Source organism: Bacteroides sp. BFG-637, assembly GCF_024793605.1.
Classification (GTDB): Bacteria; Bacteroidota; Bacteroidia; order Bacteroidales; family Bacteroidaceae; genus Bacteroides; species Bacteroides vicugnae.
Map to the genome: position 1 here is coordinate 3,896,874 of NZ_JANUPD010000002.1, position 24,321 is coordinate 3,921,194.

General features: G+C 42.1%; 19 protein-coding genes and 3 pseudogenes. 20 read left to right on the plus strand and 2 right to left on the minus strand.

Translation table 11 applies throughout. The annotated features are described in order from the left end of the window. Positions 1 to 4 precede the first annotated feature (4 nt). The 6 genes from NXX38_RS26935 (at position 5) to NXX38_RS15040 (ending at position 6,509) form a co-directional block, all read left to right on the plus strand. Positions 5 to 526, plus strand: a complete 522-nt coding sequence (locus NXX38_RS26935; protein ID WP_258979989.1) for a SusD/RagB family nutrient-binding outer membrane lipoprotein — start codon at positions 5 to 7, stop codon at positions 524 to 526. Then, the gene (locus NXX38_RS15020) at positions 510 to 1,610 is read left to right on the plus strand and encodes a SusD/RagB family nutrient-binding outer membrane lipoprotein (RefSeq protein ID WP_258979991.1); all 1,101 of its coding nucleotides are present in this window, start codon (positions 510 to 512) and stop codon (positions 1,608 to 1,610) included. The genes NXX38_RS26935 and NXX38_RS15020 overlap by 17 nt, the downstream gene beginning before the upstream one ends. A 34-nt stretch (positions 1,611 to 1,644) precedes the next feature. Further along, complete coding sequence (locus tag NXX38_RS15025; protein WP_234132103.1) at positions 1,645 to 2,583, plus strand: glycoside hydrolase family 18; 939 nt, start codon at positions 1,645 to 1,647, stop codon at positions 2,581 to 2,583. A 21-nt stretch (positions 2,584 to 2,604) separates the two neighbouring features. After that, positions 2,605 to 3,729: a DUF1735 and LamG domain-containing protein gene (locus NXX38_RS15030; protein ID WP_195649875.1), complete on the plus strand. Its 1,125-nt coding sequence runs from the start codon at positions 2,605 to 2,607 to the stop codon at positions 3,727 to 3,729. 33 nt (positions 3,730 to 3,762) lie between these two features. Next, a complete protein-coding gene (locus tag NXX38_RS15035; protein ID WP_195649876.1) occupies positions 3,763 to 4,779 on the plus strand; it encodes an Ig-like domain-containing protein in 1,017 nt (338 codons plus the stop codon). Between the two features lie 203 nt (positions 4,780 to 4,982). Then, complete coding sequence (locus NXX38_RS15040) at positions 4,983 to 6,509, plus strand: sulfatase (RefSeq protein ID WP_371826270.1); 1,527 nt, start codon at positions 4,983 to 4,985, stop codon at positions 6,507 to 6,509. A 94-nt stretch (positions 6,510 to 6,603) separates the two neighbouring features. Here NXX38_RS15040 and NXX38_RS15045 read toward each other — a convergent pair whose 3' ends face one another. Beyond that, positions 6,604 to 7,080, minus strand: coding sequence for a Dps family protein (locus NXX38_RS15045; protein WP_148365976.1), 477 nt, complete (start codon positions 7,078 to 7,080; stop codon positions 6,604 to 6,606). A gap of 137 nt (positions 7,081 to 7,217) precedes the next feature. Here NXX38_RS15045 and NXX38_RS15050 point away from each other — a divergent pair. Beyond that, positions 7,218 to 8,145 (plus strand): annotated as a pseudogene (locus NXX38_RS15050) (hydrogen peroxide-inducible genes activator). Between the two features lie 223 nt (positions 8,146 to 8,368). Here the strand turns inward: NXX38_RS15050 and NXX38_RS15055 are convergent. Further along, positions 8,369 to 9,091, minus strand: coding sequence for a NigD-like protein (locus tag NXX38_RS15055; RefSeq protein WP_195649879.1), 723 nt, complete (start codon positions 9,089 to 9,091; stop codon positions 8,369 to 8,371). 175 nt (positions 9,092 to 9,266) lie between these two features. Between NXX38_RS15055 and NXX38_RS15060 the strand changes: the two genes are divergently transcribed. The 13 genes and pseudogenes from NXX38_RS15060 (at position 9,267) to NXX38_RS15120 (ending at position 24,292) form a co-directional block, all read left to right on the plus strand. Continuing rightward, positions 9,267 to 9,815 carry an RNA polymerase sigma factor gene (locus tag NXX38_RS15060; RefSeq protein ID WP_148365982.1) on the plus strand — a complete coding sequence of 183 codons (549 nt, stop codon included), beginning with the start codon at positions 9,267 to 9,269 and terminating at the stop codon, positions 9,813 to 9,815. A gap of 6 nt (positions 9,816 to 9,821) precedes the next feature. Then, positions 9,822 to 11,126 (plus strand): PorT family protein, encoded by a 1,305-nt coding sequence (locus tag NXX38_RS15065; protein ID WP_258980003.1) that lies wholly within the window; start codon positions 9,822 to 9,824, stop codon positions 11,124 to 11,126. 213 nt (positions 11,127 to 11,339) lie between these two features. Beyond that, positions 11,340 to 11,936 (plus strand): RNA polymerase sigma-70 factor, encoded by a 597-nt coding sequence (locus NXX38_RS15070; protein ID WP_258980005.1) that lies wholly within the window; start codon positions 11,340 to 11,342, stop codon positions 11,934 to 11,936. A 63-nt stretch (positions 11,937 to 11,999) separates the two neighbouring features. Then, entirely contained in the window at positions 12,000 to 13,034 is a 1,035-nt protein-coding gene (locus NXX38_RS15075) for a FecR family protein (protein WP_258980013.1), read from the plus strand. A 176-nt stretch (positions 13,035 to 13,210) separates the two neighbouring features. After that, a complete protein-coding gene (locus NXX38_RS15080; RefSeq protein WP_258980020.1) occupies positions 13,211 to 16,630 on the plus strand; it encodes a TonB-dependent receptor in 3,420 nt (1,139 codons plus the stop codon). A gap of 12 nt (positions 16,631 to 16,642) precedes the next feature. Further along, positions 16,643 to 17,988 (plus strand): annotated as a pseudogene (locus NXX38_RS15085) (RagB/SusD family nutrient uptake outer membrane protein). Between the two features lie 21 nt (positions 17,989 to 18,009). After that, positions 18,010 to 20,541, plus strand: a complete 2,532-nt coding sequence (locus NXX38_RS15090) for a glycerophosphodiester phosphodiesterase family protein (RefSeq protein ID WP_258980022.1) — start codon at positions 18,010 to 18,012, stop codon at positions 20,539 to 20,541. A gap of 11 nt (positions 20,542 to 20,552) precedes the next feature. Beyond that, positions 20,553 to 21,473, plus strand: a complete 921-nt coding sequence (locus NXX38_RS15095) for a glycerophosphodiester phosphodiesterase family protein (protein WP_258980024.1) — start codon at positions 20,553 to 20,555, stop codon at positions 21,471 to 21,473. Between the two features lie 16 nt (positions 21,474 to 21,489). Further along, entirely contained in the window at positions 21,490 to 22,842 is a 1,353-nt protein-coding gene (locus tag NXX38_RS15100; protein WP_258980026.1) for an MFS transporter, read from the plus strand. Positions 22,843 to 22,961: 119 nt separating this feature from the next. Further along, a complete protein-coding gene (locus NXX38_RS15105) occupies positions 22,962 to 23,108 on the plus strand; it encodes a hypothetical protein (RefSeq protein WP_258980027.1) in 147 nt (48 codons plus the stop codon). Further along, complete coding sequence (locus tag NXX38_RS26770) at positions 23,093 to 23,377, plus strand: hypothetical protein (RefSeq protein WP_309569438.1); 285 nt, start codon at positions 23,093 to 23,095, stop codon at positions 23,375 to 23,377. Before NXX38_RS15105 ends, NXX38_RS26770 begins: the two co-directional genes overlap by 16 nt. A 294-nt stretch (positions 23,378 to 23,671) precedes the next feature. Then, positions 23,672 to 24,024 (plus strand): annotated as a pseudogene (locus NXX38_RS15115) (type II toxin-antitoxin system RelE/ParE family toxin). Then, on the plus strand, positions 23,990 to 24,292 hold the full coding sequence (locus NXX38_RS15120; RefSeq protein ID WP_258980032.1) for a helix-turn-helix transcriptional regulator: 303 nt from the start codon (positions 23,990 to 23,992) through the stop codon (positions 24,290 to 24,292). The pseudogene NXX38_RS15115 and the gene NXX38_RS15120 overlap by 35 nt, the downstream one beginning before the upstream one ends. Positions 24,293 to 24,321: the final 29 nt, after the last annotated feature.

The window sequence follows — 24,321 nt, forward strand, 5'->3', positions numbered from 1 at the left end:
TACAATGAAAAGATTAGGAAAAATAAGACATATGGTATGCACGTTAGGAGCGGCTATGTTGATTGCTTCATCGTGTACGGATAATTATAAAGAGTGGAATACCGATCCTACAGAGGTCCCGGAATATATGCTGGTCGGATTGATGAAAATAGGGAATTTCTTTCCGGCTATGCAGATGGATGTTATACCGACCAGTGATGTGGACGCTAATCAATTTCAACGCGCTCAAAACTTATGCGGCGATATGCATTCAGGATACATGACACCCATTGGTACGTGGGGATCGAATTCTGCTTGCCATTATAACTTGCGGTATGATAAATGGAATGACGTTGCTTTCGAGGTCGCATTTACTAATGTGATGTCGGCATGGAAACAAATTCGTGATAATGGCAAGGATGAGTTTCCGGAAGCTTATGCGGTGGCACAAATATTAAAGGTGGCTGCTATGCATCGGATAACGGATATATATGGTCCTTTGCCCTATCTGCAGTTTGGACACGGGGGGCTTGGAAACTCCTTATGATTCACAGGAAGATATCTATAAATCTTTTTTCGAAGATCTTGATGAGGCTATAGCGGAATTGCAGGATTATGTCGCTGTTCATCCGGGAAGTAAGCCTTTGAGTAAATATGATCTGGTATATGGAGGTGATTTCACGAGGTGGTTGAAATTCGCGAATTCATTAAAACTGCGTTTGGCTATGCGTACCTGTTATGTGGAGGGATTTGAGGTGAATGGAAAAACTTCACGAAAGTTAGCTGAGGAAGCAGTTAAGAATGGAGTGATTACGGAAAATGCGGAAAATGCCCTGTTGCAGTCGGGAAACGGGATCTCTGTATTTCATCCTTTGAAGATTTGCTGGGATAATTATGAGGATGTACGAATGGGAGCTGATATTGAGTCTATAATGAAGGGTTACAATGATCCTCGTCTTTCCAAATATTTCCAAGAATCGGAATATGGTGAAGTTGGTGATAAGCTTCATGGGGCACGATTAGGGGTGAATATTACTAATAAGACGAATTACGTTAAGTTGTCGGCTCCGAATATATTTGCAGAGACACCCGTTCAGTGGATGTGTGCTGCGGAGGTTTATTTCTTGCGTGCGGAAGGAAGGCTTCATGGTTGGAATATGGGCGGTGAAATGGAAGGACTATATAATACAGGTATTACGAAGTCTTTTGAGCAGTGGGGAGTGTCCTTGGGTGATTATCTGACAAGAGGTGATGAATATAAACCTGTGCCGTTCACTGCGCCCTCGGGAACAACAGGTAGTGCGGTGGCAGCTTCAACAATTACTATTGCATGGAATGCTGTTGATCGTGATGAAAAGAAACTCGAGCGTATTATCACGCAGAAATGGATCGCTATGTTTCCGGAAGGTCAGGAGGCTTGGAGCGAATATCGTCGGACCGGGTATCCGAAACTGTTTAACTTGTATGGAACAAATGCCAGTTCAGGGCAAGTGGACGCTTCCGGTCCTCGTCGTATTCCGCTTCCGTCTACGGAATATGATACGAATACAACAGAGGTAAATAAGGCCGTAACTGATTTTCTTGGTGGCAAGGACTATGGAAATGTAAAGTTGTGGTGGGATAAAAAATAATTATGTATCTAATTTTATTACTATGAATAAGATAATGAATAGAGTCTTTGGACTTTTCGTATTGGCTATGGTTATGGTGGCATGTGATACGGAGATAGAAAATATATCGCTCCAAGTGCCTGTTGTGAAAGATGCCCAATATTATGAGAATCTGCGAGCCTATAAAAAGTCAGATCATCAGTTGGCTTTTGGATGGTTTGGCGGCTGGAAGGCAGCCGGAACATCTCCTGTAAAATATCTGCGTAACTTGCCTGACAGTGTAGACGTGGTTTCTATTTGGGGAACATGGCATAGCTTGACTCAAGCGCAGATGGAGGATTTGAAATATGTGCAAGAGGTATATGGAACCAAGGTGACATTTACTATATTTTCTCATAATATGTCCAACTTCCCCGGTAATTTTGAGAATGTGGCGGAGAATATTCCTGCTGTGGCGAAGGCGGTAGCCGACAGTGTGTTCAAATATGGGTATGATGGAGTCGATTTCGACCATGAATGTAGCAGTGGTGACTTATTCAATAAGTCGGTGAATATGACTACTTTATTGAGAGAAATGCGTGCTAATTTGGGAGAGGATAAGCTCATCTGTGTGGACGGATATATAGAGAAAATCACGGAAGAAGGATGGAAATATGCAAATTATGCAATTGCCCAGGCATATGGTACAACTGCTCCTTCTTTTTTGCAATCTCGATTTAATACGGTGAGTAAACATATTAGCCCAGAACGTTTTATAGTTACAGAAAATTTTGAGAGCCTCTGGTCAACGGGAGGAGCCGGATATAAAGATCCGGAACTAGGCACGATTCCCTCTTTGCTTGGAATGGCACGCTGGCAACCGGAAGAAATAACGGAAAAACAGCATAAGGGAGGGATTGGAAGTTACCATATGGAATATGAGTATAACCATACGGATGTTGAATATAAATATCTTCGTGAGGCTATCCAGATAATGAATCCTGCGAAGAAATAATATCTAAAAAGCAGAAAAGATATGAAGACAAAATATTTATTATTGATTATGTTATGGGGGGCCGTTTTGTTTGCTTGTACAAATGCGGAACCATTGAAAGATGCTTTATACTTTACCGGCACTGAAAATTCTCCTACTGTTAAATATACAGTGGATGGTCCGGCTGACATTGGTGTGACAGTTTCGGCTTCTTGCCAGGCAATGGGGGATCAACTGATTAAAGTCAAAGTGGATCCGGATAAGCTGGAGGGTTACAATGCGGAGTATGGGAAGAAATATAAGATTGTTCCTGTTGAAGATTATATGTTGTCCAATGACGAAATTGTGCTGAAAGCAGGTGAGAATATTTCAGAACAATTGATCTTTTCTTTATTGAGAACTACTAATTTTGAAGAGGGGGTTATCTATTGTGTGCCTATAACTATTACGAATGTGACTGGTGATATGCCTGTTATGGAATCTTCCCGAACGATTTATCTTGTATTGAATCAAGTGATGGTAGTTAAGGCTGCCACTCTTTACCGGACTAACATGAAGCTTGCTTTTGAGGATGATCCTGCGTTGGCGAGTGTGCCGCAAGTCACGATGGAGGCGAGAGTTAAGGTGAACAACTTCGCTGCCATAAATCCGTATATTAGTACTGTAATGGGAGTGGAGGAAGAATTTCTATTGCGCTTTGGTGATGTTACTATTAAGCCGAATCAGATTCAATTGGCCGGAGGTGGCTATCCTGTCACGGGCAAGACGGAGTTCGAAGTGAATAAATGGTATCATCTTGCAGTTGTGTTCGACGGTTCTAGCATTAAGCTTTATGTGAATGGTGAATTGGACGGACAGGTAGATGCTCCGCGTGGTCCTATTACCTTGTGTGGAAAGACAGATAAACGCAGGTTCTGTATTGGCTCTTCGCTGGATTCCCGCTATTTGGACGGAGTCATAAGTGAAGTTCGTGTATGGAAAAAGGCTTTGACACAGAGCGAGATTCAGAATAATATGTGCTATATATCTCCGGACAATTATCAGGATATGATTGCTTACTGGAGATTTAATGAAGGTGAAGGCGATGTTGTCAGAGACTGGACCGGAAATGGCTGGGATATAAATAAGACTCTTAACTGGGTGGAGGGTGTACGCTGTCCCGAATAATTGGCAGATCAATCGATTTATAATGAAGTAAATATGAAGAAAAAATTATTATATTTAATGTTTGCTGCGGCTGTTATATGTGCGGCTTGCGGTGATGACGATGAAATTAGTCAGGTAGAGGTGGTGGAAAACCCTGTTACCGGGATTTCTGTCGAAAATGAGTATATAACCGAAGAGGGGGATATTGTTTTTGATGAAGTAGGAATTACCACTGCTCTGCGTGTTAGCGTTATTCCGGATAATGCTGGTAATCTGGAGGAATACTCATTTCGGTTTGGCTCAAGTAACGAGGACGTTTTCACAGTAAACCGTGAAGGAGTAATTACGGGTATTGCTTCTGGTGAAGCAGAACTGACGGTCACTCTGGTAGATAATGCAAATATAGCACGATTTCAATCCAAATACAGAGTAGCCGTAGATTATCAGGTAAGAGTGGAAGAAATTATTGTAGCGGATGGAATGGGAGTTCTGGACTTGGTAGTCGGTGATACTTACGATTTGAATGCTACCCTTGTTGTATTGCCGGATAATGTGGAGGATAAATCTGTATCTTATAATTTGAAGGAAGGCGATGAGGTCATTTCATTGGAGAATGGTATCATTGAGGTTTTGGCCTCCGGTACGGCTGTTATTGAAATAATAGCGAATGACGGCAGTGGAGTTTCAACAGAACTCAGAATAGAGGCAAAAGATACGCCCGATACAGATCTGTTTTTCGAATCTATAATGGCAAGATATCAAATTCAAACCGATTATTTACTGTTGATTTTATTTGATAGAAATACTACAAATAATACTCTTAGAATAGCGCTAAATACGACGGTTTTACTTCCCGGTGAGTATTCCAAGGCAGACATCCGAGCGGTAGGATTTACGGGGGTTGATAAAGACAAGCAAGTAGATCTTTCGAATCCGGGATCATTTACTATTCAATACGATGAAGCGACCCAAAAGTATACAATTAAGGGAGTACTTAATATAGCGGAGAGTGCTTCATCTCCGGCACTTACTATGGGCTTTGAGTTTGTAGGGGAGATGATAAAATTGTAACAAAAAAACAATATGAGTTAAAACATTTGAAATATGATTCCCCCTTGTTACGGATATTGTAACAAGGGGGTAATTTAGTATAAAAAAGTAGTTTTTATTTATTCGATTTCGTTTCTGATTGCGAAATATACTTTTAAATTGGACTAAAATACATTATGGACAAAAAAATTTCATTGTCTGTGCTGGGCGTGCTGGCTGCCTGTATGAACGGAAAAATATGTGCTCAGACAGATATAAAAATAGCAGGGGACGAACGTCCTAATATTCTCTTCATCCTAAGTGATGACCATACAGCGCAAGCATGGGGAATTTATGGAGGAATATTGGCTGATTATGCGCATAATCCCAATATTCGTCGTTTAGCTTCCGAGGGAGTGGTGCTGGATAATTGTTTCTGTACAAATTCTATTTCATCGCCAAGTCGCGCTTCTATTCTGACAGGAGCTTATAGCCATAAAAACGGTGTCTATACATTAGCCGATTCGTTGGACACTTCGTTGCCTACCATTGCTACTATCTTGAAGCAGGCAGGCTATCAAACAGGCTTGGTCGGTAAATGGCATTTAAAATCCCAGCCGCAAGGATTTGATTATTATTCAATTTTTTACGATCAAGGAGTATATCGCGATCCGTTGTTTATCAATAGTTCCGATCCGTGGCCGGGCAATCGTAATTTCGGTGAGTGTGTGCAGGGATTCTCTACCGATATTGTGACGGAGAAAGCGATAGAATGGATGAAAGCCAGGGAGAAGAAGCAGCCGTTTCTGATGTGTTGCCATTTTAAAGCTACCCATGAACCGTATGATTATCCAACTAGAATGGAGCATCTGTACGATGGAATCGTATTTCCCGAGCCCGAGAATCTGATGGATTGGGGACCGGAAACTAATGGAAGAGGATTCATCGGACAAAAATTGGAAGAAATAGGAAGAAGATGGGAACTGGCTTCTGCCGATCCTGACAAATGGTGGTGCCGTTATCCCGGATTGCCTTTTTCTACTCAAGGTATGCAACGTGCGGCGGCCCGTAAAACTATCTATCAGAAATATATAAGAGATTATCTGCGTTGCGGAGCCACGGTGGATGATAATATAGGTAAACTTTTGCAGGCTTTGGATGATATGGGGATAGCGGATAATACGATTGTGGTATATGTTTCCGATCAAGGTTACTTTTTGGGAGAGCATGGATTTTTCGATAAACGTATGTTTTATGAGGAAGCAGCCCGCATGCCGTTTGTGATTCGTTATCCGAAGAGGCTCCCGTCCGGAAAGCGAGTGAAAGATTTGATTTTAAATATCGATTTTGCTCCGACGTTGGCACAATTTACCGGAGTGAACCCGTCAGGAGGAATGCAGGGACGCAGCTTCGTGGATAATCTTTGCGGGCGGACACCGGATGACTGGCGCAGGAGTTTTTATTATCGTTATTGGACGCACCACACTATTCGTCCTGCTCATATGGGGATTCGTAACGAACGTTATAAGCTTGTTTTCTATTATGGTGATCCATTAGATATGACGGACGGGCAGGAGAGAGCGACTAAACCGGTATGGGACTTTTATGATTTACAAAAAGATCCGAAAGAAGATCATAATGTGTACAATGAGAAAGAATATGCCCCTATCATTAAACAAATGAAAAAGGAAATGATAAAACTACGTATGGAGGTCGAAGATACAGATGGCAAATACGCACAAATGCAGAAACTCTTTGAGGAATGTTTTTAATTCTGGAGAGAAGAAATGCAAAAAAGAGAGAATATACCTTTTTATGGGAATATCCTCTCTTTTTGACTTAAAACCTAAACCTTTTATTTAAATTTTACTTGTTATTATAGGCAACCAACATCCAAACCAACTTCTCCTGTTCTTTCAGATAATCGCTCATCATCGAAACGGTAACTTCATCTCCGGCTTGAGAAGCGATGGACAAGATCTTACGTTCTTCACCAATCAGATAGCTGATAGACTGAAGGATACTATTCAATGCTTCATCTCCGTTACTCACTTTATCTACTTCATTGATGCCTGCCACTTTCAGATAATCACTGAACTTATTGGCCGGAGTGCCACCTAACATTAAGATACGTTCTGCGATTTCGTCCACTTTTTCGGCCGTGTCATCATACATCTTTTCGAATTGACTGTGGAGAACAAAGAAATTATGTCCCTTGATATTCCAGTGGAACCCGCGGAGATTGGTGTAATATACTTGGAAGTCTGCTAATAGTTGTTGCAAAGATGCTACTACGTTGTTTGCTCCCGATTCGTTCAATTTGATAAATTCTAAAGTTTTCATATTCTTTTTATTTTTAATGATTTATACTCGTTTTCTTTTTTTCTGTACTGCAAAGATAAGGCGGAAAATGCTTGTTGTCAAACTGAAAATTTCTATCTTTGCATAGATGAAATCTATAACTTAATATGATTTGATAGATGACGATACAACAATTAGAATATATACTGGCTGTAGACCAGTTCAGGCATTTTGCACGGGCAGCCGAATATTGCCGTGTGACGCAACCCACTTTGAGTGCCATGATTCAGAAACTGGAAGATGAACTGGGAGTAAAACTGTTCGATAGAACGGTACAGCCCGTTTGTCCGACAGCCATCGGGCGGAAAGTGATAGGATCAGGCTCGTGTGATTCTGGCACAGGCAGCCCAAGTAAAAGAAATAATCTGTGAAGATAAACAGTCATTGTCCGGTGTATTCCGCTTGGGAGTATTGCCAACTATTGCTCCTTATTTGCTTCCCCGCTTTTTCCCTCAACTAATGGAAAAATACCCGGAACTGGATATTCGTGTCACAGAAATGAAAACACAGGATATTCAGCAAGCTTTGCACGCCGGAGATTTGGACGCAGGGATTATTGCCAGTAAATTAGAAGACACATTCCTGACAGAAGAAACTCTTTTCTATGAGCAATTCTACGCATATGTATCAAGGAAAGAGCCCTCTTTCAAGCATGAAGTGATCCGTACTTCCGATATAACAGGTGAACATCTTTGGCTCCTAGACGAAGGACATTGCTTCCGTGACCAACTTGTCCGTTTTTGTCAGATGGAGGCGGTGAAGGTCAGCCAGATAGCTTATCGTCTGGGAAGTATGGAAACTTTTATGCGAATGGTAGAAAGCGGAAAAGGCATCACTTTTATTCCCGAACTGGCAGTGGCGCAATTGACAGAAGAACAGCGACAGTTAGTGCGTCCGTTTGCTATCCCCCGGCCTACGCGACAAGTGGTGCTGGTGACAAATAGAGATTTTATCCGTCACAGTCTGCTGTGCGTCCTGAAAGAAGAAATAAAGGCAGCGGTCCCTAAAGAAATGCTTACTTTGCAGGCCATACAATGTTTGTTATAGTGAATTAGAGAATTCCTGCTTATCTTTTCTAATGTGGCAGGAATGATTTCTAACCATATAATCAGGAGCATTCTTGACTGGGCGTATGAATGGAAAAGATGCAGGTGTGTATATGATTTTATAGGTAAAGGGCGGCAGTTTCACAACTACCGCCCCCTCTTGCGTAATTAATATATTATATTAAAAAAGAGTGTGTTTCGCATGTTCATATTAGATTAGTAATCTAAGGAAATTTTACTTCATAAGTTTTCACCCCACTATATAAGGTGTTAACACGAATTCTCAATCCCTTTTTTCCTTCCATCCGCTCTTTTATTTTATCCAGTTTGAAAGACACATATCCTTCACCCAAACGTTGAGGATAATCTCCTTCACTGTTATGACGGAATTCCAGATTAATATATTCGTCCTCTGCATTGTCTTCGTCAGCAGTGGGAACTGTCTCTTCTTTGTCGTTAATCACCAGATTCAGGAAATGTTTTTTATCTTCACTATGTGTTCCGTAATATTGGAATTCAATCGTCAGATATTTATTATCCTTATTGATCCACATATAAGTCGTGTTGATCTTATCATCTCCGATTTTCTCTTCGTCGTTGTCATCTTCACCCATTGTGACGATGTCTTTGGTTAAGATTGGATTGATACCTTTCACCTGAATATTAAGGTCGTATCCATTTACAGGCTCTTCCAGCTCATTGAATATCACAAAAGCTCGTTGTCCCTCCACCCAATCTTTATTGCTCCATCCTTGTGAATTGCTGGGATACATCTTTTTTCCATTATCCAAAGTGAAATAAAATTCCTTGCTATCCTGGCTAATCATATTAATGGTGCTGATAACCAGAAGATCGGACGAACTGTCATCGTCGTCCAAGCATGACTGGAGAATCGGCATGGTAGTCATAATAGCAAAGATAAAGGCAATGAATTTAAATTTCTTCATATACTTACTAGGTTTTAGATTTTATAATATTTATGTTTTCTGTAGTAAAAATGCAAGGGGATAGAAAATATTGCATTCGGATCTGTTAAAGAAACAAAAGTGATAAAAGAGTTGTTCTCTCTGTGCAGTATTTCTATCTTTGCTGCATTTATAAGGTAAACACGTGTATAAGAGAATGGAAGAAATAGAGTTGTCGGAACAATGTAGGCTGGGTAATAACCGGGCCCGCAAGGAACTGTATGAACAGTATGCGGGGCGTATGCTTGGCATCTGTCTACGTTATACCGGCGACCGGGATACAGCCCAGGATCTGCTTCACGACGGTTTTTTAAAGATATTCGATTCGTTCGATAAGTTCACCTGGAGGGGTGAGGGTTCCTTGCGGGCCTGGATGGAGCGGGTGATGGTCAACACTGCTTTGCAGTATCTTCGGAAGAATGATGTAATCAATCAGTCGGCACCTTTGGAAGAGTTGCCCGAAGAGTATGAAGAGCCGGATGCTTCCGATGTGGAAGCGATTCCACAAAAAGTACTGATGCAGTTTATTGAAGAATTACCCGCCGGGTATCGTACCGTGTTCAACCTTTATACATTTGAAGACAAATCGCATAAAGAAATCGCACAGGTATTAGGTATCAATGAAAAATCTTCGGCTTCGCAACTGTTTCGTGCAAAGAGTGTATTAGCAAAAAGAGTAAAAGAATGGATAACGCATAATGGATAGATAGAGATGGAAGAGAAAGAATTGTGGATGAATAAGTTGAAGGAGAAGCTCGCGGATTATTCCGAGTCGACGCCTGCTTCCGGTTGGGAACAACTGGAGAAAGAACTTATGCCTCCTGTGGAGAAGAAAATATATCCTTATCGAAAATGGATGATGGCTGCTGCAGCTGTTATAATATTAGCTGTCGTTTCGTCAGTAGGTCTGTATTTTCTAGGGACACCTGCTGCGGATGAAATACGTCATATACAAACTCCTGCATTGGCTTCCACGCCCGATGTATTGCCGGGTGTGCAACAACCGGATATGCAGGGAACTGCTGTGGAACCTGTCTTACGGCCGGTAGCTCGCGTAGACCGTTTGGCGAAAGTCAACAGGAATCATACGGAGCAGAAAACAGGTGTAGATCCATTAGGGATCGGTAATGAAAATAAACCTTCAACAGGAAATGGAGAGGACTCTTTGAGTGAGGAGGATAAGAATGTAAAAGGGAAAGGAGAGACTGAAAATGTAGAAGATGAACCGAAGCAGGTAGAAAATACAAATGCCAGTCAGGGACAGTCACAAGATGCGGAGCGATTGAATAACAGACCGCGCCGCCCCTCCGGTAAAGACAAACTTCATATTCCGACAGAAAAAAGATCTTCTCAAAAGGGAACATGGTCAATGGGACTTTCGGTAGGAAATTCAGGAGGTGCTTCGACAGAAGTAGGTGCCGGATCTCATGCCTATATGTCCCGTGTGAGTATGTTTTCTGTTTCCAACGGTTTGATGGAGACAATTCCTAATGACCAGACGTTGGTTTTTGAAGATGGAGTACCTTACCTGCGTCAGGCAAAACAGGTGGTTGATATTAAACATCATCAACCTATTTCTTTCGGATTGTCTGTTCGTAAAGGTTTAGCTAAGGGATTCTCTCTTGAGACAGGACTGACTTATACGCTGCTTTCTTCGGATGCAAAACTGGCAGGTGAAGAACAACAGATAGAGCAGAAACTACATTATATCGGTATTCCGTTGCGTGCCAACTGGAACTTCCTGGATAAGAAACTTGTCACTCTTTATGTCTCCGGCGGAGGTATGGTTGAGAAATGCGTTTATGGAAAGCTTGGCTCTGAAAAAGAAACAGTGAAGCCTTTGCAGTTCTCGGTATCCGGTGGTGTAGGTGCACAGATCAATGCAACGAAGCGTTTGGGTATCTACGTGGAACCGGGTGTTGCTTATTATTTCAATGATGGCTCCGACATACAAACTATACGTAAAGAGAATCCGTTTAACTTCAACATACAAGCAGGTGTTCGTCTGACTTATTAGTACGAATTACCTCACTAAATATAGTAACGCCATCCGGTTCGGATACCGTCACTATCCCGATTGGATAGCGTCATTATCCTGACCGGATGGCGTTACTATTTGCTATTTACTATCTTTTTCTTCCCGAAAAGTCGGATAATTGAGAAAATATTAATAATATTGTCACCTGTTTATGACCTATGGCTGCATACCTTTGTTGCAAAATTCTAAGATATGGTAGATTCTACAGATGAAAAACTTTTATTAATTGACTTAAAAGGCGGTTCCTTTCAAGCATTCGAAAGATTGTATACTATGTATAGTGGCAAACTGTACAATTTCATTATGCGACTCTCTTCCGGCAATCAATATATGGCCGAAGAAGTGGTGCAATCTACTTTCATTCGTATATGGGAAGTGCGTGAAAAAGTAGATCCGGCTTCCTCGTTTATCTCTTTTCTCTGCACGATTGCCAAAAACTTATTGATGAATATGTACCAGCGCCAGACCATAGAGTATGTTTACAATGAATATCTGATGAAAAGTAGCGTAGACCGTGATTCACAGACAGAAGAGAATATTGATCTGCGCTTTTTGAATGAGTATATCGATTCTCTTGCCGAAGAACTGCCTGCGCAACGGAAGAAAATATTCATTTTGAGTAAAAGACAGAATTACACAAATAAAGAGATAGCCGAAATCATGGGAATTTCCGAAAGTACGGTTGCTACCCAATTATCTTTGGCTGTGAAATTTATGCGTGAACAGTTGATGAAGCATTATGACAAGGTAATTACCCTTTTGTTGGCCTTTTTTGTTAATGAAATGTAATAGTAATACTTGTTTTTGGATGGGAAGTAGGATGAAAATGTATACTTGTAAATAAGTGGAAAGATGGATAAGACACATTATAAAGAGCTAATTGAAAAATATTTCGAAGAAACGATCACGGATATCGAGATAAAAGAACTGTCAGACTGGATAAAGAATGACCGTCAATTGCACGATTGGTGGGAACAAGAGTTTGAGAGATCGGATTCTTCCATGAACCCCGTGTTGCGTGATAAGCTTTTTGCCCGGATCAAAGAAGAGACTTTAGGTCAAGAAGAAGGTGGGGAAAAAGAAGGAATTCAAAGACTAGAACAAATTCAAGAGAAAGATGAATCTCTGAAAAACAAGAAAGTGCGAACCCTCCGTATCATTCCTTGGAAATGGGTTGCTGCCATTTTATTGCCTGTCTGTGTCGCTTTTTTCACCTATTATCTTTTAGATTCTTCTCTAACGGCAGAAACACCTTTTATTGTGAAAGCAGCCAAAGGAGATAAAGCAACCATTGAGCTACCGGACGGAACAAATGTTGTACTCAATTCAGCTTCCCAATTAAGTTATCTGAATAATTTCGGAGAAAAAGTTCGCCGCGTGCAACTGAATGGTGAAGCCTATTTTAAAGTAGCCCATGATGAGAAACATCCCTTTGTCGTACAAATTGGCGATTTGGAAGTGAAAGTACTTGGTACTTCCTTCAATGTATCTGCCTATGAAGATGCTAAAGACGTGACAGTCGTTCTGTTGGAAGGAAAAGTCGGCATCTATGCACAAGAAATCTCGCACATCATGAAGCCTGGCGATAAAATAGAATATAACAAAACCACCCATAGGATAACGACCACCCAGGTGCACCCGGATGATTACATCGAATGGACGAAAGGAAACATCTATTTCGAGAAAGAATCTTTGGAAAATATAATGAAGACACTTTCACGTATTTATGATGTAGAGATTCGTTTCGATTCCGGCAAATTACCTAAAGAATATTTCACGGGAACTATTCCGGGTGGCGGTATACAGAATGCTTTGAATATTCTGATGCTAACTTCTCCTTTCTATTATGAGATGGATGGTTCGGTGATTGTTTTAAAGGAGAAATAACATAGATAAGTATTATCTCAAATAATAATAAAAGCCATTTCGGAATTTCACTTCTAAGGAATGGCTTTTTTATTCTCTGGATTGATTTGGTTAATAAGAGTTAAAGATTGATAGGCGCTTGGACGGGAGGATATAGCAGTCTGTATACCTATCAAACAACTTAAAAGTTTGGATATATGAAAAACAGAAAACACCTTGTAAATCTCCCTCAAACCCATGGGGAGAGAAGTAAGAACTGGAGAACGCTACGGGCTGTATGCTTGCTATTGTTCCTAAGCATCTCTTTTGCCGCTTATTCTCAAATAACGGTTAATTTGAAAGATTTGTCTTTAAGAGCCTCCTTAAAGAAGATTGAGCAAGTAAGCAATTACAAATTTTTCTACAGTGAAAGTCTTCCCGAGTTAGATCGGAAAGTATCTCTGAATGTTCACAATGCGACGATTGACCATACAATGACTCAACTTTTAGGCAGAATGGATCTGACATACAAAAAAGAACAAGACAATGTGATTGTATTGATTCGTAAAGCCGAGGACAAGTCAGTTGCTAAAAAGATAACAGGTACGGTTGTAGATGAAAAAGGGGAACCTATTATCGGTGCAAGCATTGTGGTCAAAGGCAAGTCACATGGGACAATAACAGATTTCGATGGAAAATTCACATTGGCCGATGTGCCGGAAAAAGGAATATTGACAATTTCTTATATAGGGTATAAGACAGTCGATCTTTCTACCACTGGTCAGACATTAGTGAAAGTCGTGCTTCAGGAGGACAGCAAAATGATTGATGAAGTTGTCGTTGTCGGCTATGGAGTTCAGTCACAAAAACTGGTGACAACTTCCATCAGTAAAGTAAAGATGGAAAATATAGACCAGGGTAATGACTATAACCCGATAAAAATGCTGCAAGGACGTGTAGCAGGTGTGAATATATCCTCTGCTTCCGGCACTCCGGGAGAAGCCCCCAATGTGACCGTTCGTGGTATCGGTTCCGTCAGTGGAGGAAGCTCGCCACTTTATGTCGTTGACGGTATCCCAAGCGAAAAATATCCCAATCTGAATCCGAATGACATTGAAAGCATGGAAGTTTTGAAAGACGCTTCCGCCGCTGCCATCTATGGCTCGCGTGCCAATGCCGGAGTCGTATTGATAACCACCAAATCTGGTCAGCAAGGCAAGACAAAGATAGAAGTGTCCGGTCGCTATGGATTTGCCTATCTCGCCAGCGACATTGAAATGGCCAATTCGACGGAATATATGAATACCATGCAAGCCGCTATCGACAATTACAATGTACAGATGGGAGCTAACCTTCAACTGTATACTCCTTCTCAAATTCAGGAAACCAATTGGGTGAAAGAAATATCAAGAAAAAACTCAAAGACAGGTACCGGCTCCATCAGCATCTCCGGTGGAAACGAAAAGACTACTTTTTTCGCCTCTTTGGGAGCCAATACCCAAGAAGGATATTTGAATAAAAGTAGTTATGACCAATATAATATGCGTGCAAAGTTCACCCATAAGATCAATAACATCTTCAAATTGAATATGAACTTAGCTGGTTCCGTCAGCCGTTCAGACCTGTTGGAAGAAACGAGCACCAGTCTGAAAGTGCTGCGTACGGCACGTGAAGAACAGCCCTGGTATTCACCCTACAAAGAAGACGGAACATCTTACAAAGTGAATGGAACGGATATTCTGCGTCACAATCCCGTAATGCTGATAAATGAAGAAGACTGGGTAGCGAAGAAATACCAACTATCCGGCGTATTCAGCATAGACGTTACCCCCTTTAAAGGATTCAAGTACACACCGACAGTAAGTGTATATGGCATTTTGGATAACACTTCTAAAAAACTGTCGGACAAACATGATGCCCGCAAAAACAGCAGCGGTTGGGGAGCATTGGCGGAACAAAAAGACCAGAGTTTCCGCTATGTGATAGACAACATATTCTCTTACAACAATGAATGGAACAAACTGATCTATTCCGTCATGTTGGGACACTCGTTTGAGAAATACACTTATGAGCAGTTCGGCGCAAAGAGTGACAACTACGCCAACGGTGCATTTCCTTCCTCAAACTTTGATTTAATCAATGCAGGACCCAATATTTATGCCGGAAACATCAGCTATACCTCTTACGCTTTAGAATCCTATTTCGGACGAATCGCCTTGAACTGGGATAACAAATATATACTGAACGCCTCTTTGCGTAGTGACGGTTCCTCCCGTTTTGCGAAGAACAAGAGATACGGTTATTTTCCCTCTGCTTCTTTTGCATGGCGGGCATCCAATGAAGAATTTTTCCCGAAAAACCAATATGTCAATGATGCCAAGTTAAGATTAAGCTGGGGTATGACAGGAAGCATGGCAGGAGTGAGCAATTATGCTCCGCTATCACTTATCAGTGCGGGTGGCGCTTCCTACAATGGTTCTGCCGGATTCCAGATTTCGCAAGACGCCCGTGCCTTGACCTGGGAGAAAGCTAGCCAGTTCAATATCGGATTTGATATAGAAATGTTCCAATCCCGCCTGACTCTGAACGTAGATATGTTCTATCAGAAAACCACTGACCTGCTGTTCAAGAAACCGGTCAATGCAACCACCGGATATACTACTTTGCAATCCAATATCGGTTCATTGGAGAATAAAGGACTTGAGTTGGCTTTGAATGGCAAAATCCTTGCCGGAAAGTTCAAATGGGATTTGGGAGGAAACATCTCTTTCGTGAAGAATAAATTACTCTCCCTGATTGAAGGAAATGATATGTATATAGTTCCCAGTAGTGGAAGTAATCTCTTGGGCGGTTCGATGCATGCTCTAATCAATGGTCAGCCCATCAGTACATTTTATATGCTGAAGATGGAAGGCATCTACCAGCGTGACGACGAAGTACCTGCGAAACTTTACGCTAAAGGCGTACGTGCCGGTGACGTGAAATATTTCGATTATAACGAAGACGGCGACATTTCCGACGCCGACCGGATGAACGTAGGAAAAGCCATCCCTGACTTTTACGGAGGTATCACTTCCAACTTCTCCTACAAAGGTTTTGACCTGTCTCTGTTCGGACAATTCTCCGTAGGTGGCAAAGTGATGTCGGCATGGCGAGGAGTGAATGGGGCTGAAGGTACCGACCATTTGGGGCTCGCATTGTCGAATGTAAAAGTAGGCGACCGAGGCGAATCTGTGGAACAATACTTTAATGTAAGCAAAGAAGTGGCCAACGGATACTGGCGCGGAGAAGGAACAAGCAACACGATTCCCCGTCCTGTACGAATCGGAGTACATACCGGATATGATTATGACTACAACGTACAGACCTCAACACGTTATCTGGAAGATGCTTCCTACTTTAAACTGAAAACAGTGACTTTGGGCTACACCTTGCCGGAATCGGTTGCTAAGAAACTCCGAGTGAACTCATTAAGAGTCTATGTTTCGGCAGATAATTTGCTGACTCTCACCAAGTATTCCGGTTATGATCCCGAAACATCATTCTCCGGCAGTCCGGGCGATTCAAATTATGGCGTTGACTTCGGTCTGCAACCTGTATTGAGAACATTTATTTTTGGTCTGAATCTAAACTTTTAAAAACATAGATGTATGAAACGATACTATACTATAATCAACTATTTGCTGTGTAGCATTTGCCTTTTCTGGATGACAGCTTGTTCAGGTATGCTGGACGATATGCGACCTAAAGATCAGATCCCTCAAGATATGTTGAGTGAATCCGATTTGGAAAAGTTATTGAATGGAGTGTACGCCGAAATGGAAGAACTGATATTCAAGTTCTATATGGACGGTGACGTAAAGGGCGAGAATTTCAAGGCAGGCCCCGGTTTCTCCCTGAATGACCCGATATTGATGGCTCCCAGCTCCAAAGAAGTTTTGAGCCAGTGGCAAAAATGCTTCACAACCCTGAAGCAAGTAAACTTTTTGGTCGAAACATATGAAGCATCCTCCAATAAAGAAAACCAGGTAGTGAAGCAGACAGGCGGTACGGGATATTATTTCAGGGCCTTGATTTACTATCATTTAGTCACTCGCTGGGGGGAGCTCCTATCTTACGTAAACGTACCTATAACGTTGTGCCCATCTCTCCCGAAACTGAAGTATGGAGTTTTATAAAAGAAGACTTGACGAAAGCGGAAGGATTATTACCTGAATTTACAGACCGTTTTTATGTATCTCTTAGCGCTTGTGATGCACTAAATGCCAAAGTATGCCTGTCTTTGAAAGACTATACAAACGCAGCCGCCTATGCCGACAAGGTAATTGCCAAATCTAATTTTGCATTGAGTGCTACCTCGACCGAGTATGCCAATGCCTTTGTCTCCAACAGCAGTAGTAAAGAACTGGTCTTTGCGCTAGCCAACAAGCGCAGCACAAGTCTGCTGCTATTCTACCAAACGGTGAACGATATCGACCCCACCTGGGATTATTCTCCCTCTACTGACTGTTACGGACATCTCTACGATGATACAACCGTCAAGAAACAAGATATACGTGCAAAAGCCGTGTTTGGTGCGGATAATAGTCGCATTATCAAATTCCCGAATGGAAGTACCGGGCAGTTTGTCACCAATGAACAGCCGTCACAAACCCCGATTGTAGTTACCCGCGTGGCAGAGATGTATCTAATTAAAGCAGAAGCACTGGGAGCTACCAACGGACTGTCTACGCTGAAAGAGTTTATGAACAAACGCTACGCTTCCGTTTCGCTACCCTCAAGCATGACTGATACTGAATTCCAGAACCAAATACTTGATGAACGTCATCGTGAACTGTATGCGGAAGGTCAACGATGGTATGATTTGAAACGAACCAACCGGCTGGACTTGTTTACTTCCTTGAACGGCAGAAACTACTTGATGTATTATCCGGTGCCCCAGTCGGAACGCGACTTGGCGGGAGAAGAAAACTATCCTCAAAATCCAGGTTATTAATTATCTTAGAAAGAACAGAGTATGAAGAATATAAAGATATTTGCAACATTTTTCATCTGCCTGCTGGTACTTTCGGCATGTTCGGATGATTGGAAAGAAAATGCGCTGACAGCTAAATTTGCTTTTGACAAGACGACTTATTATGTAGGCGAAGAAGTCAGTGTTACGAATCAAACGATGGGCGGGGAAGGCAACTATACCTGCCAATGGGATTTAGGGGACGGAAAAACTTCGACCGAGATTGCCCCGAAAGTAATTTATGAAACGAATGGTGCTTATACAGTGACTTTGCACGTAAAAGATGGCAAAGGAAATTACGCAATGGCTCATAAATTGCTGACGATTGAAGCAGAACCTCTGCCCGAAGTCGGGAATGTGAAATTGAAGTGGGTAGGTGCCCATGTACTGGGAGAAATACGTTCCACGGCTCCGGCAGTCAGTGATGATAATAATGTGTATATGACTTCCAATGACCATTATTTACGTAAATTCTCTGCTGCGACGGGCGAACAGCTTTGGGAATTCGATTTGTGGACTTCCGCTGATGGCGATTTTCCGTCCGGCAATACGCATACAACTCCAAGCATTGACGCGGATGGTACTGTCTACGTAGGGACTGGCGATACCAGTGGTAAAGTAGGTCGTGTATATGCCATTAATTCCGATGGAACGAAAAAATGGGTAGTTGCCGGAGATGCCGAAAAAGGATTTTGGAATAAAGGACAGGCTTCCACGCCCCGTATCAATTACCTGACCTGTGCGATTGGAGAAAACCACATCTATATGGGTAATGGCGGCTCTACCGGTTCGGTGCTTGCCGTTGATAAGAACACCGGCTACAGAGTGGGTTATGTGGCAAATGCGGACAATTCGGGAGGTCCTTCGGGCGGAGTGGCTGCCGGAATTGCATTGGCGAACAATACTTTGATTTGGTCAGGTGGAAAGAATGGATTATTTGGTGCTTCGGCATCTGCCTTGAATACAGGCGGTAATGTGATGTGGGCATGGCAGGTATATAGTTCGGGGAATGACAAACCTTCGGAAAACATGAATGGTTCCGTAGCGGTGGATGGAGCCGGTACAATTTATGGGATTGCCACATTCGCGGGAATAGGAAGCAGTGCTTTTGCTATGGGAAGCGACGGAGTCGAAAAATGGCGTACCCCGTTGGGAAATGTAGGAACACTGGATCAGGGTGGTGTTGTGATAGGTTTGGACGGAAGCATCATTGTAACAGTAAAACGTGCTCCGGGCGAAGCTACGGGAGGAATTGTTTCTTTATCTCCTAATGGAGTCATCCAATGGCATTACGGTGTGCCGGAAGATGTCAGCGGATGCGCGGCAATCGATCAGGTAGGGAATATTCATTTTGGAACCCAATCCGGTAATTATTATATCATTAAACCCGAAGCATCGGAAGAACAGCTAATCCTGAAAAAAGATCTGGCCGCACTGATTAATGAAAGTGATTCCCCTTTGAAGGACAACTGGGAAGCTGGTATCGGAAAGATATGGAGTTCACCGACAATCGGTCCGGACGGCACTATTTATATTGGTGTCACGAATACCGTAGATCCGTCAAAGAGTGTTTTGGTAGCTTTGGAAGATGAAGGTATTACCGGATGTGCAGCTTCCGCATGGCCGATGAAAGGGAAAGACAGCCGCCATTCCAGTGCACAGTTGGGCGGTTCGGGTGAAAATCCGGGTGGTGATCCTGGAGGACAACTACCCATCACAGGCAATCTGAAGGCCGATTTAAAGAAATTATTTGAGGACAGCTCGTATAAAGTCTGGCTTTGTGCCCATCGGGCGAATACGCAGAAGGGCATAGCCAACGGCATACCGGAGAATTCGTTGCCTTCTATAGAATATGCCATCAACGCCGGAGTAGAGATGATCGAACTGGATGCACGCCCCACATCGGACGGGATATTGGTACTGATGCACGATAATACCATCGACAGAACCACCAACGGAAGCGGTACAGTAGGAAATTATACCTATCAGCAACTACAACAGTTCTATCTCAAAGATGCAGCAGGCAATCTGACGGGAGAACGGATTCCAACTTTAGAAGATGCATTGAAAAAGGGGAAAGGAAAGGTATATTTCAATTTGGATATTGTCAACAAAAACGTTGCCGTAGCTACAATGGTGTCATTACTTAAAAAGTTGGACATGGAAAGTGAAGTGCTGTTGTATGTTTCCAATAATCGCAATTATGCGTATGATTTAAAAGCGGCAAACGGCAGTCTGTTACTGCATCCGATGGCAAAAGCGGCCGATGATATTACTTACTTTGCTTCTTCCTATACGGACAATGTACAGATGATGCAACTATCTACATCAGATGCTCTTTCGGGCGCAATGACCGAAGACATTAAATCTAAAGGCTGGCTTATTTTCTCCAATATTGTAGGGGCGAATGATACGAATATGCTTTCAGAGAACTATTCGGGTCTTGTAGGTATGATAAATAAACGCATTAATATCGTACAAACCGATTATGCCGAATTGGTAGCCAAGTATTTAAAATCCAAAGATTATAGATAACAAGAATGAATATGAAGAAATATATAATCATAGCAATTGTTCTGCTGTTTCCTCTCTGCCTGTTTGCTGATGAACCGGTAAAGGCAATTTACGCAAAGATAACGGATCCCGATAATAAGGAAATCACTGTCGTAGCCCATCGGGCGGACTGGCGTTTTGCACCTGAAAATTCGCTGGCAGCGATTGAAAGCTCTATCCGGTTGGGAGCCGACGTGGTAGAACTGGACATTCAGAAAACCAAAGACGGACAGTTGATCCTTATGCATGATAAGACGTTGGACAGAACGACAACAGGAAAGGGCAAGATTGCCGAATGGACACTGGACTCCATCCGGACTCTCCGCCTGAAGAATGGCGCCGCATTGAAAACCAAACACTATGTGCCTACATTGGAAGAGGCATTATTGACGGCAAAAGGGCGTGTGATGGTAAATTTGGATAAGGCATATCCGATATTTGACGAGATTTTTCCCATCTTGGAGAAAACCGGAACCGTCGGGCAGATCATTATGAAAGGCTCCAAACCCGTCACGGAAGTAAAGAAGGATTTGGGTAAATATTTAGACCGGATTATATATATGCCTATCGTGCATTTGGACAGACCGGGAGCTATGCAGCAAATAGATGATTTTATGAAAGAACTTCATCCTGTAGCTTTTGAACTACTGTTCGAATCGGATACTTGCCGACTCCCCAAACAGGTGCGAGCTAAACTCGAAAGAAAAAGTAAAATCTGGTATAATACCCTTTGGGATACAATGGCAGGCGGGCATGACGATGATAAATCGTTGGAAAACCCGGATGAAGGCTATGGATATTTGATAGACACACTTGGCGCAACCATCATTCAGACCGATCGTACCGCCTATTTATTGGAATATTTGCAAGCCCGTAAGAAACGTAATGAGCATAAGGCAGATGCATTTCATTAATATGTAAATTCCGTTTATGGCGTTTAAAATATTGGATTTTTATAGAATCTCTCCTCCGGCAGCCGGAGGAGAGACTGATTCCGAACGTTCTTCACGCTTCAAGCGTATCCGTTGGGCAACGTTCTTGTCGGCTACTACCGGATATGGTATTTATTATGTTTGCCGTCTTAGTATGAACGTGGTGCGCAAGCCGATTGTAGAGGAGGGAGTATTCTCCGAAACTCAATTGGGAATCATAGGCTCCTGCCTGTTCTTCGTGTATGCATTGGGTAAGCTGACGAATGGATTTCTTGCCGACCGTAGTAATGTACGGCGTTTTATGTCTACCGGTTTATTGTGTTCCGCTTTGATAAACCTATGTTTGGGTTTCACCAGTTCATTTTATGCGTTTGTCATACTTTGGGGGCTAAATGGCTGGTTTCAGTCAATGGGAGCAGCGTCCGGTGTGGTTTCGCTGACCCGGTGGTATAGCAGTAAGGAGCGAGGCACTTTCTATGGCTTTTGGTCTGCCAGCCATAATTTAGGCGAAGCATTGACGTTTATTTCCATAGCATTGCTGGTCAGTTGGATGGGATGGAGATATGGAATGATTGGAGCCGGAGTAATTGGTATCTTGGGATTCCTGATGATGCTTGTCTTTATGCGTGATACGCCACAGAGTCAGGGATTCTTGTTGGACAAAAATTCTTCTTCCACAGACTCTCGTTCTTCATCCGGCAAACAGACAGAAGATTTCAACAAAGCTCAAAAAGCAGTCTTGAAGAATCCTGCAATTTGGATTTTGGCTTTGTCCAGCGCATTTATGTATATCAGTCGTTATGCTGTGAACAGTTGGGGTGTTTTCTATCTGGAAGCTCAAAAGGGATACTCTACATTGGATGCAAGTCTCATCATATCTATCAGTTCCATCTGTGGAATTGTCGGTACAGTATTTTCCGGTATCATTTCCGACAGGTTCTTTTCTGGTAGCCGTAATGTCCCCGCACTGATATTCGGATTGATGAATGTTTCCGCTCTTTGTCTGTTCCTATTGGTTCCGGGCGTACACTTCTGGGTAGATGTACTTGCCATGGTCTTTTTCGGGTTGGGAATCGGAGTTCTCATTTGTTTTCTGGGTGGCCTGATGGCTGTCGATATTGCTCCCCGCAATGCGTCGGGCGCAGCATTGGGAGTGGTGGGTATTGCCAGTTATATTGGAGCCGGTTTGCAGGATGTGATGAGTGGTGTTTTGATAGAGGGTCAGAAGACGGTTCAGAACGGAGTCGATGTTTATGATTTCACATACATCAATTGGTTCTGGATTGGTGCGGCTCTGCTGTCGGTACTCTTTGCATTATTGGTTTGGAATGTAAAATCAAAAGAGATGTGAGTACATTAGGTTAGAAATAGAGTCTTTGTTTTCTAGGCATTAGTCGCCATTTTAGGTGAGAGGTATTGTTCCTCTCACCGGAATGGCTTTTTGTTTAATAATTTTAAAAGGACTGTTTTATGGAAAATTCATTCAATGATGAATTATTTTGTTCGTTGAAAAACGAACTTCGTGAAGTAAATGCACAAATAGATGTGCATAGTGAACAACTGATGAACCTGTTTGACCAAAAAAAAGAATCATTGGTCAACTGGCTCGGGAAGTAAAGTCGCAGACGCCTGCTATTATAGAATATCGGGGAAATCCAAAACGGTATATCTCTGTTATTCTAAATGCCATTGACCACGGTCGTCTCACTTATGACGGGGCTTCTAATAGTGAACAAACCATTCGCTCTTTGGCAACTCTGATTGATGTGATAAGTCCGAAAACGGGCAAGGCACTTAGCGTGGAAACACTGATGTCTTATGAGAAGAAGGGACACACCGGAGACTTCACAGATTATCGTGAAGGAGATTTCGACGAACTTGAATAGAATAGTGAGTTGATTTAAAAACGTGGCGGGAAATTAGAAAAAGACGGTTGTGTTTTTCTGATTTCCTGCTGTCTTTTTTTTACAAATGAAAAAGTGTGAGGGATGTGAGGGAGAAATTACAACTTTTTACTCTTCTATTCTTTAATTCTATTATCTATATATTCAAATAAAAAAATACGAATGTTGAAAATCCTCCTTCACATCCCTCACACTTTTGTAGTAAATAGAATGAAAAATAGATAAAAAAGAGACTCTTGTGTTGTATAGTTGAACAACATTTCGTGTATTTGCAGTATGGAAAAGAACCGTAAGATCCGTACATACGGAGGTTACTTTGAGGCTTTCATGGAGACTTTAACCGAAAAGGAACAGGATAAATTCAGTATGGATTACTCTTGTTGAAAACACAAGAAAGACTCTCCGCCAAATTTGTGAAATTTATTCGGGAGGGGATCTTTGAACTCCGCACTGAATATAATAGTAATATATATCGAGTATTTTTCATTTTTGATGATGGCAATATTGTAGTATTGTTTAATGGTTTTCAAAAAAAGACTGCAAAGACACCGGATATTGAAATTGAAAGAGCATTAAAAATAAAGGAGGAGTATTATGCAGATAAACAATCATCAGCTAGTAGATTATGATGTAGTTCTTGATGCAAAATTTGGAGCAGAAGGAACTCCGGAACGTGCCGAAGCAGAAGAAAAGGCCTATGCTTTTTATACCGGACAGATCATTGAGGATGCACGGAAGAAGGCTAAAATCACCCAGGCTGAATTAGCCCGACGTATTGGTTCTGACCGCTCTTATATATCAAGAGTGGAAAGTGGTCAGACTGAACCTAAGGTATCTACTTTCTATCGGATAATGAATGCTTTGGGTTGTAGAATCGAATTTTCGATGAATTTATAGAAACAAAAAGAGCCTGACAAGCCCTAAAA

What these genes read in the sequence shown, in the direction of transcription:
- NXX38_RS26935 (WP_258979989.1), top strand. Translation starts at nt 5, where the DNA reads ATGAAAAGATTAGGAAAAATAAGACATATGGTATGCACGTTAGGAGCG.
- NXX38_RS15025 (WP_234132103.1), top strand. Translation starts at nt 1,645, where the DNA reads ATGAATAGAGTCTTTGGACTTTTCGTATTGGCTATGGTTATGGTGGCA.
- NXX38_RS15030 (WP_195649875.1), top strand. Translation starts at nt 2,605, where the DNA reads ATGAAGACAAAATATTTATTATTGATTATGTTATGGGGGGCCGTTTTG.
- NXX38_RS15035 (WP_195649876.1), top strand. Translation starts at nt 3,763, where the DNA reads ATGAAGAAAAAATTATTATATTTAATGTTTGCTGCGGCTGTTATATGT.
- NXX38_RS15040 (WP_371826270.1), top strand. Translation starts at nt 4,983, where the DNA reads ATGAACGGAAAAATATGTGCTCAGACAGATATAAAAATAGCAGGGGAC.
- NXX38_RS15045 (WP_148365976.1), bottom strand. Translation starts at nt 7,080, where the DNA reads ATGAAAACTTTAGAATTTATCAAATTGAACGAATCGGGAGCAAACAAC.
- NXX38_RS15055 (WP_195649879.1), bottom strand. Translation starts at nt 9,091, where the DNA reads ATGAAGAAATTTAAATTCATTGCCTTTATCTTTGCTATTATGACTACC.
- NXX38_RS15060 (WP_148365982.1), top strand. Translation starts at nt 9,267, where the DNA reads ATGGAAGAAATAGAGTTGTCGGAACAATGTAGGCTGGGTAATAACCGG.
- NXX38_RS15065 (WP_258980003.1), top strand. Translation starts at nt 9,822, where the DNA reads ATGGAAGAGAAAGAATTGTGGATGAATAAGTTGAAGGAGAAGCTCGCG.
- NXX38_RS15070 (WP_258980005.1), top strand. Translation starts at nt 11,340, where the DNA reads ATGGTAGATTCTACAGATGAAAAACTTTTATTAATTGACTTAAAAGGC.
- NXX38_RS15075 (WP_258980013.1), top strand. Translation starts at nt 12,000, where the DNA reads ATGGATAAGACACATTATAAAGAGCTAATTGAAAAATATTTCGAAGAA.
- NXX38_RS15080 (WP_258980020.1), top strand. Translation starts at nt 13,211, where the DNA reads ATGAAAAACAGAAAACACCTTGTAAATCTCCCTCAAACCCATGGGGAG.
- NXX38_RS15090 (WP_258980022.1), top strand. Translation starts at nt 18,010, where the DNA reads ATGAAGAATATAAAGATATTTGCAACATTTTTCATCTGCCTGCTGGTA.
- NXX38_RS15095 (WP_258980024.1), top strand. Translation starts at nt 20,553, where the DNA reads ATGAAGAAATATATAATCATAGCAATTGTTCTGCTGTTTCCTCTCTGC.
- NXX38_RS15100 (WP_258980026.1), top strand. Translation starts at nt 21,490, where the DNA reads ATGGCGTTTAAAATATTGGATTTTTATAGAATCTCTCCTCCGGCAGCC.
- NXX38_RS15105 (WP_258980027.1), top strand. Translation starts at nt 22,962, where the DNA reads ATGGAAAATTCATTCAATGATGAATTATTTTGTTCGTTGAAAAACGAA.
- NXX38_RS15120 (WP_258980032.1), top strand. Translation starts at nt 23,990, where the DNA reads ATGCAGATAAACAATCATCAGCTAGTAGATTATGATGTAGTTCTTGAT.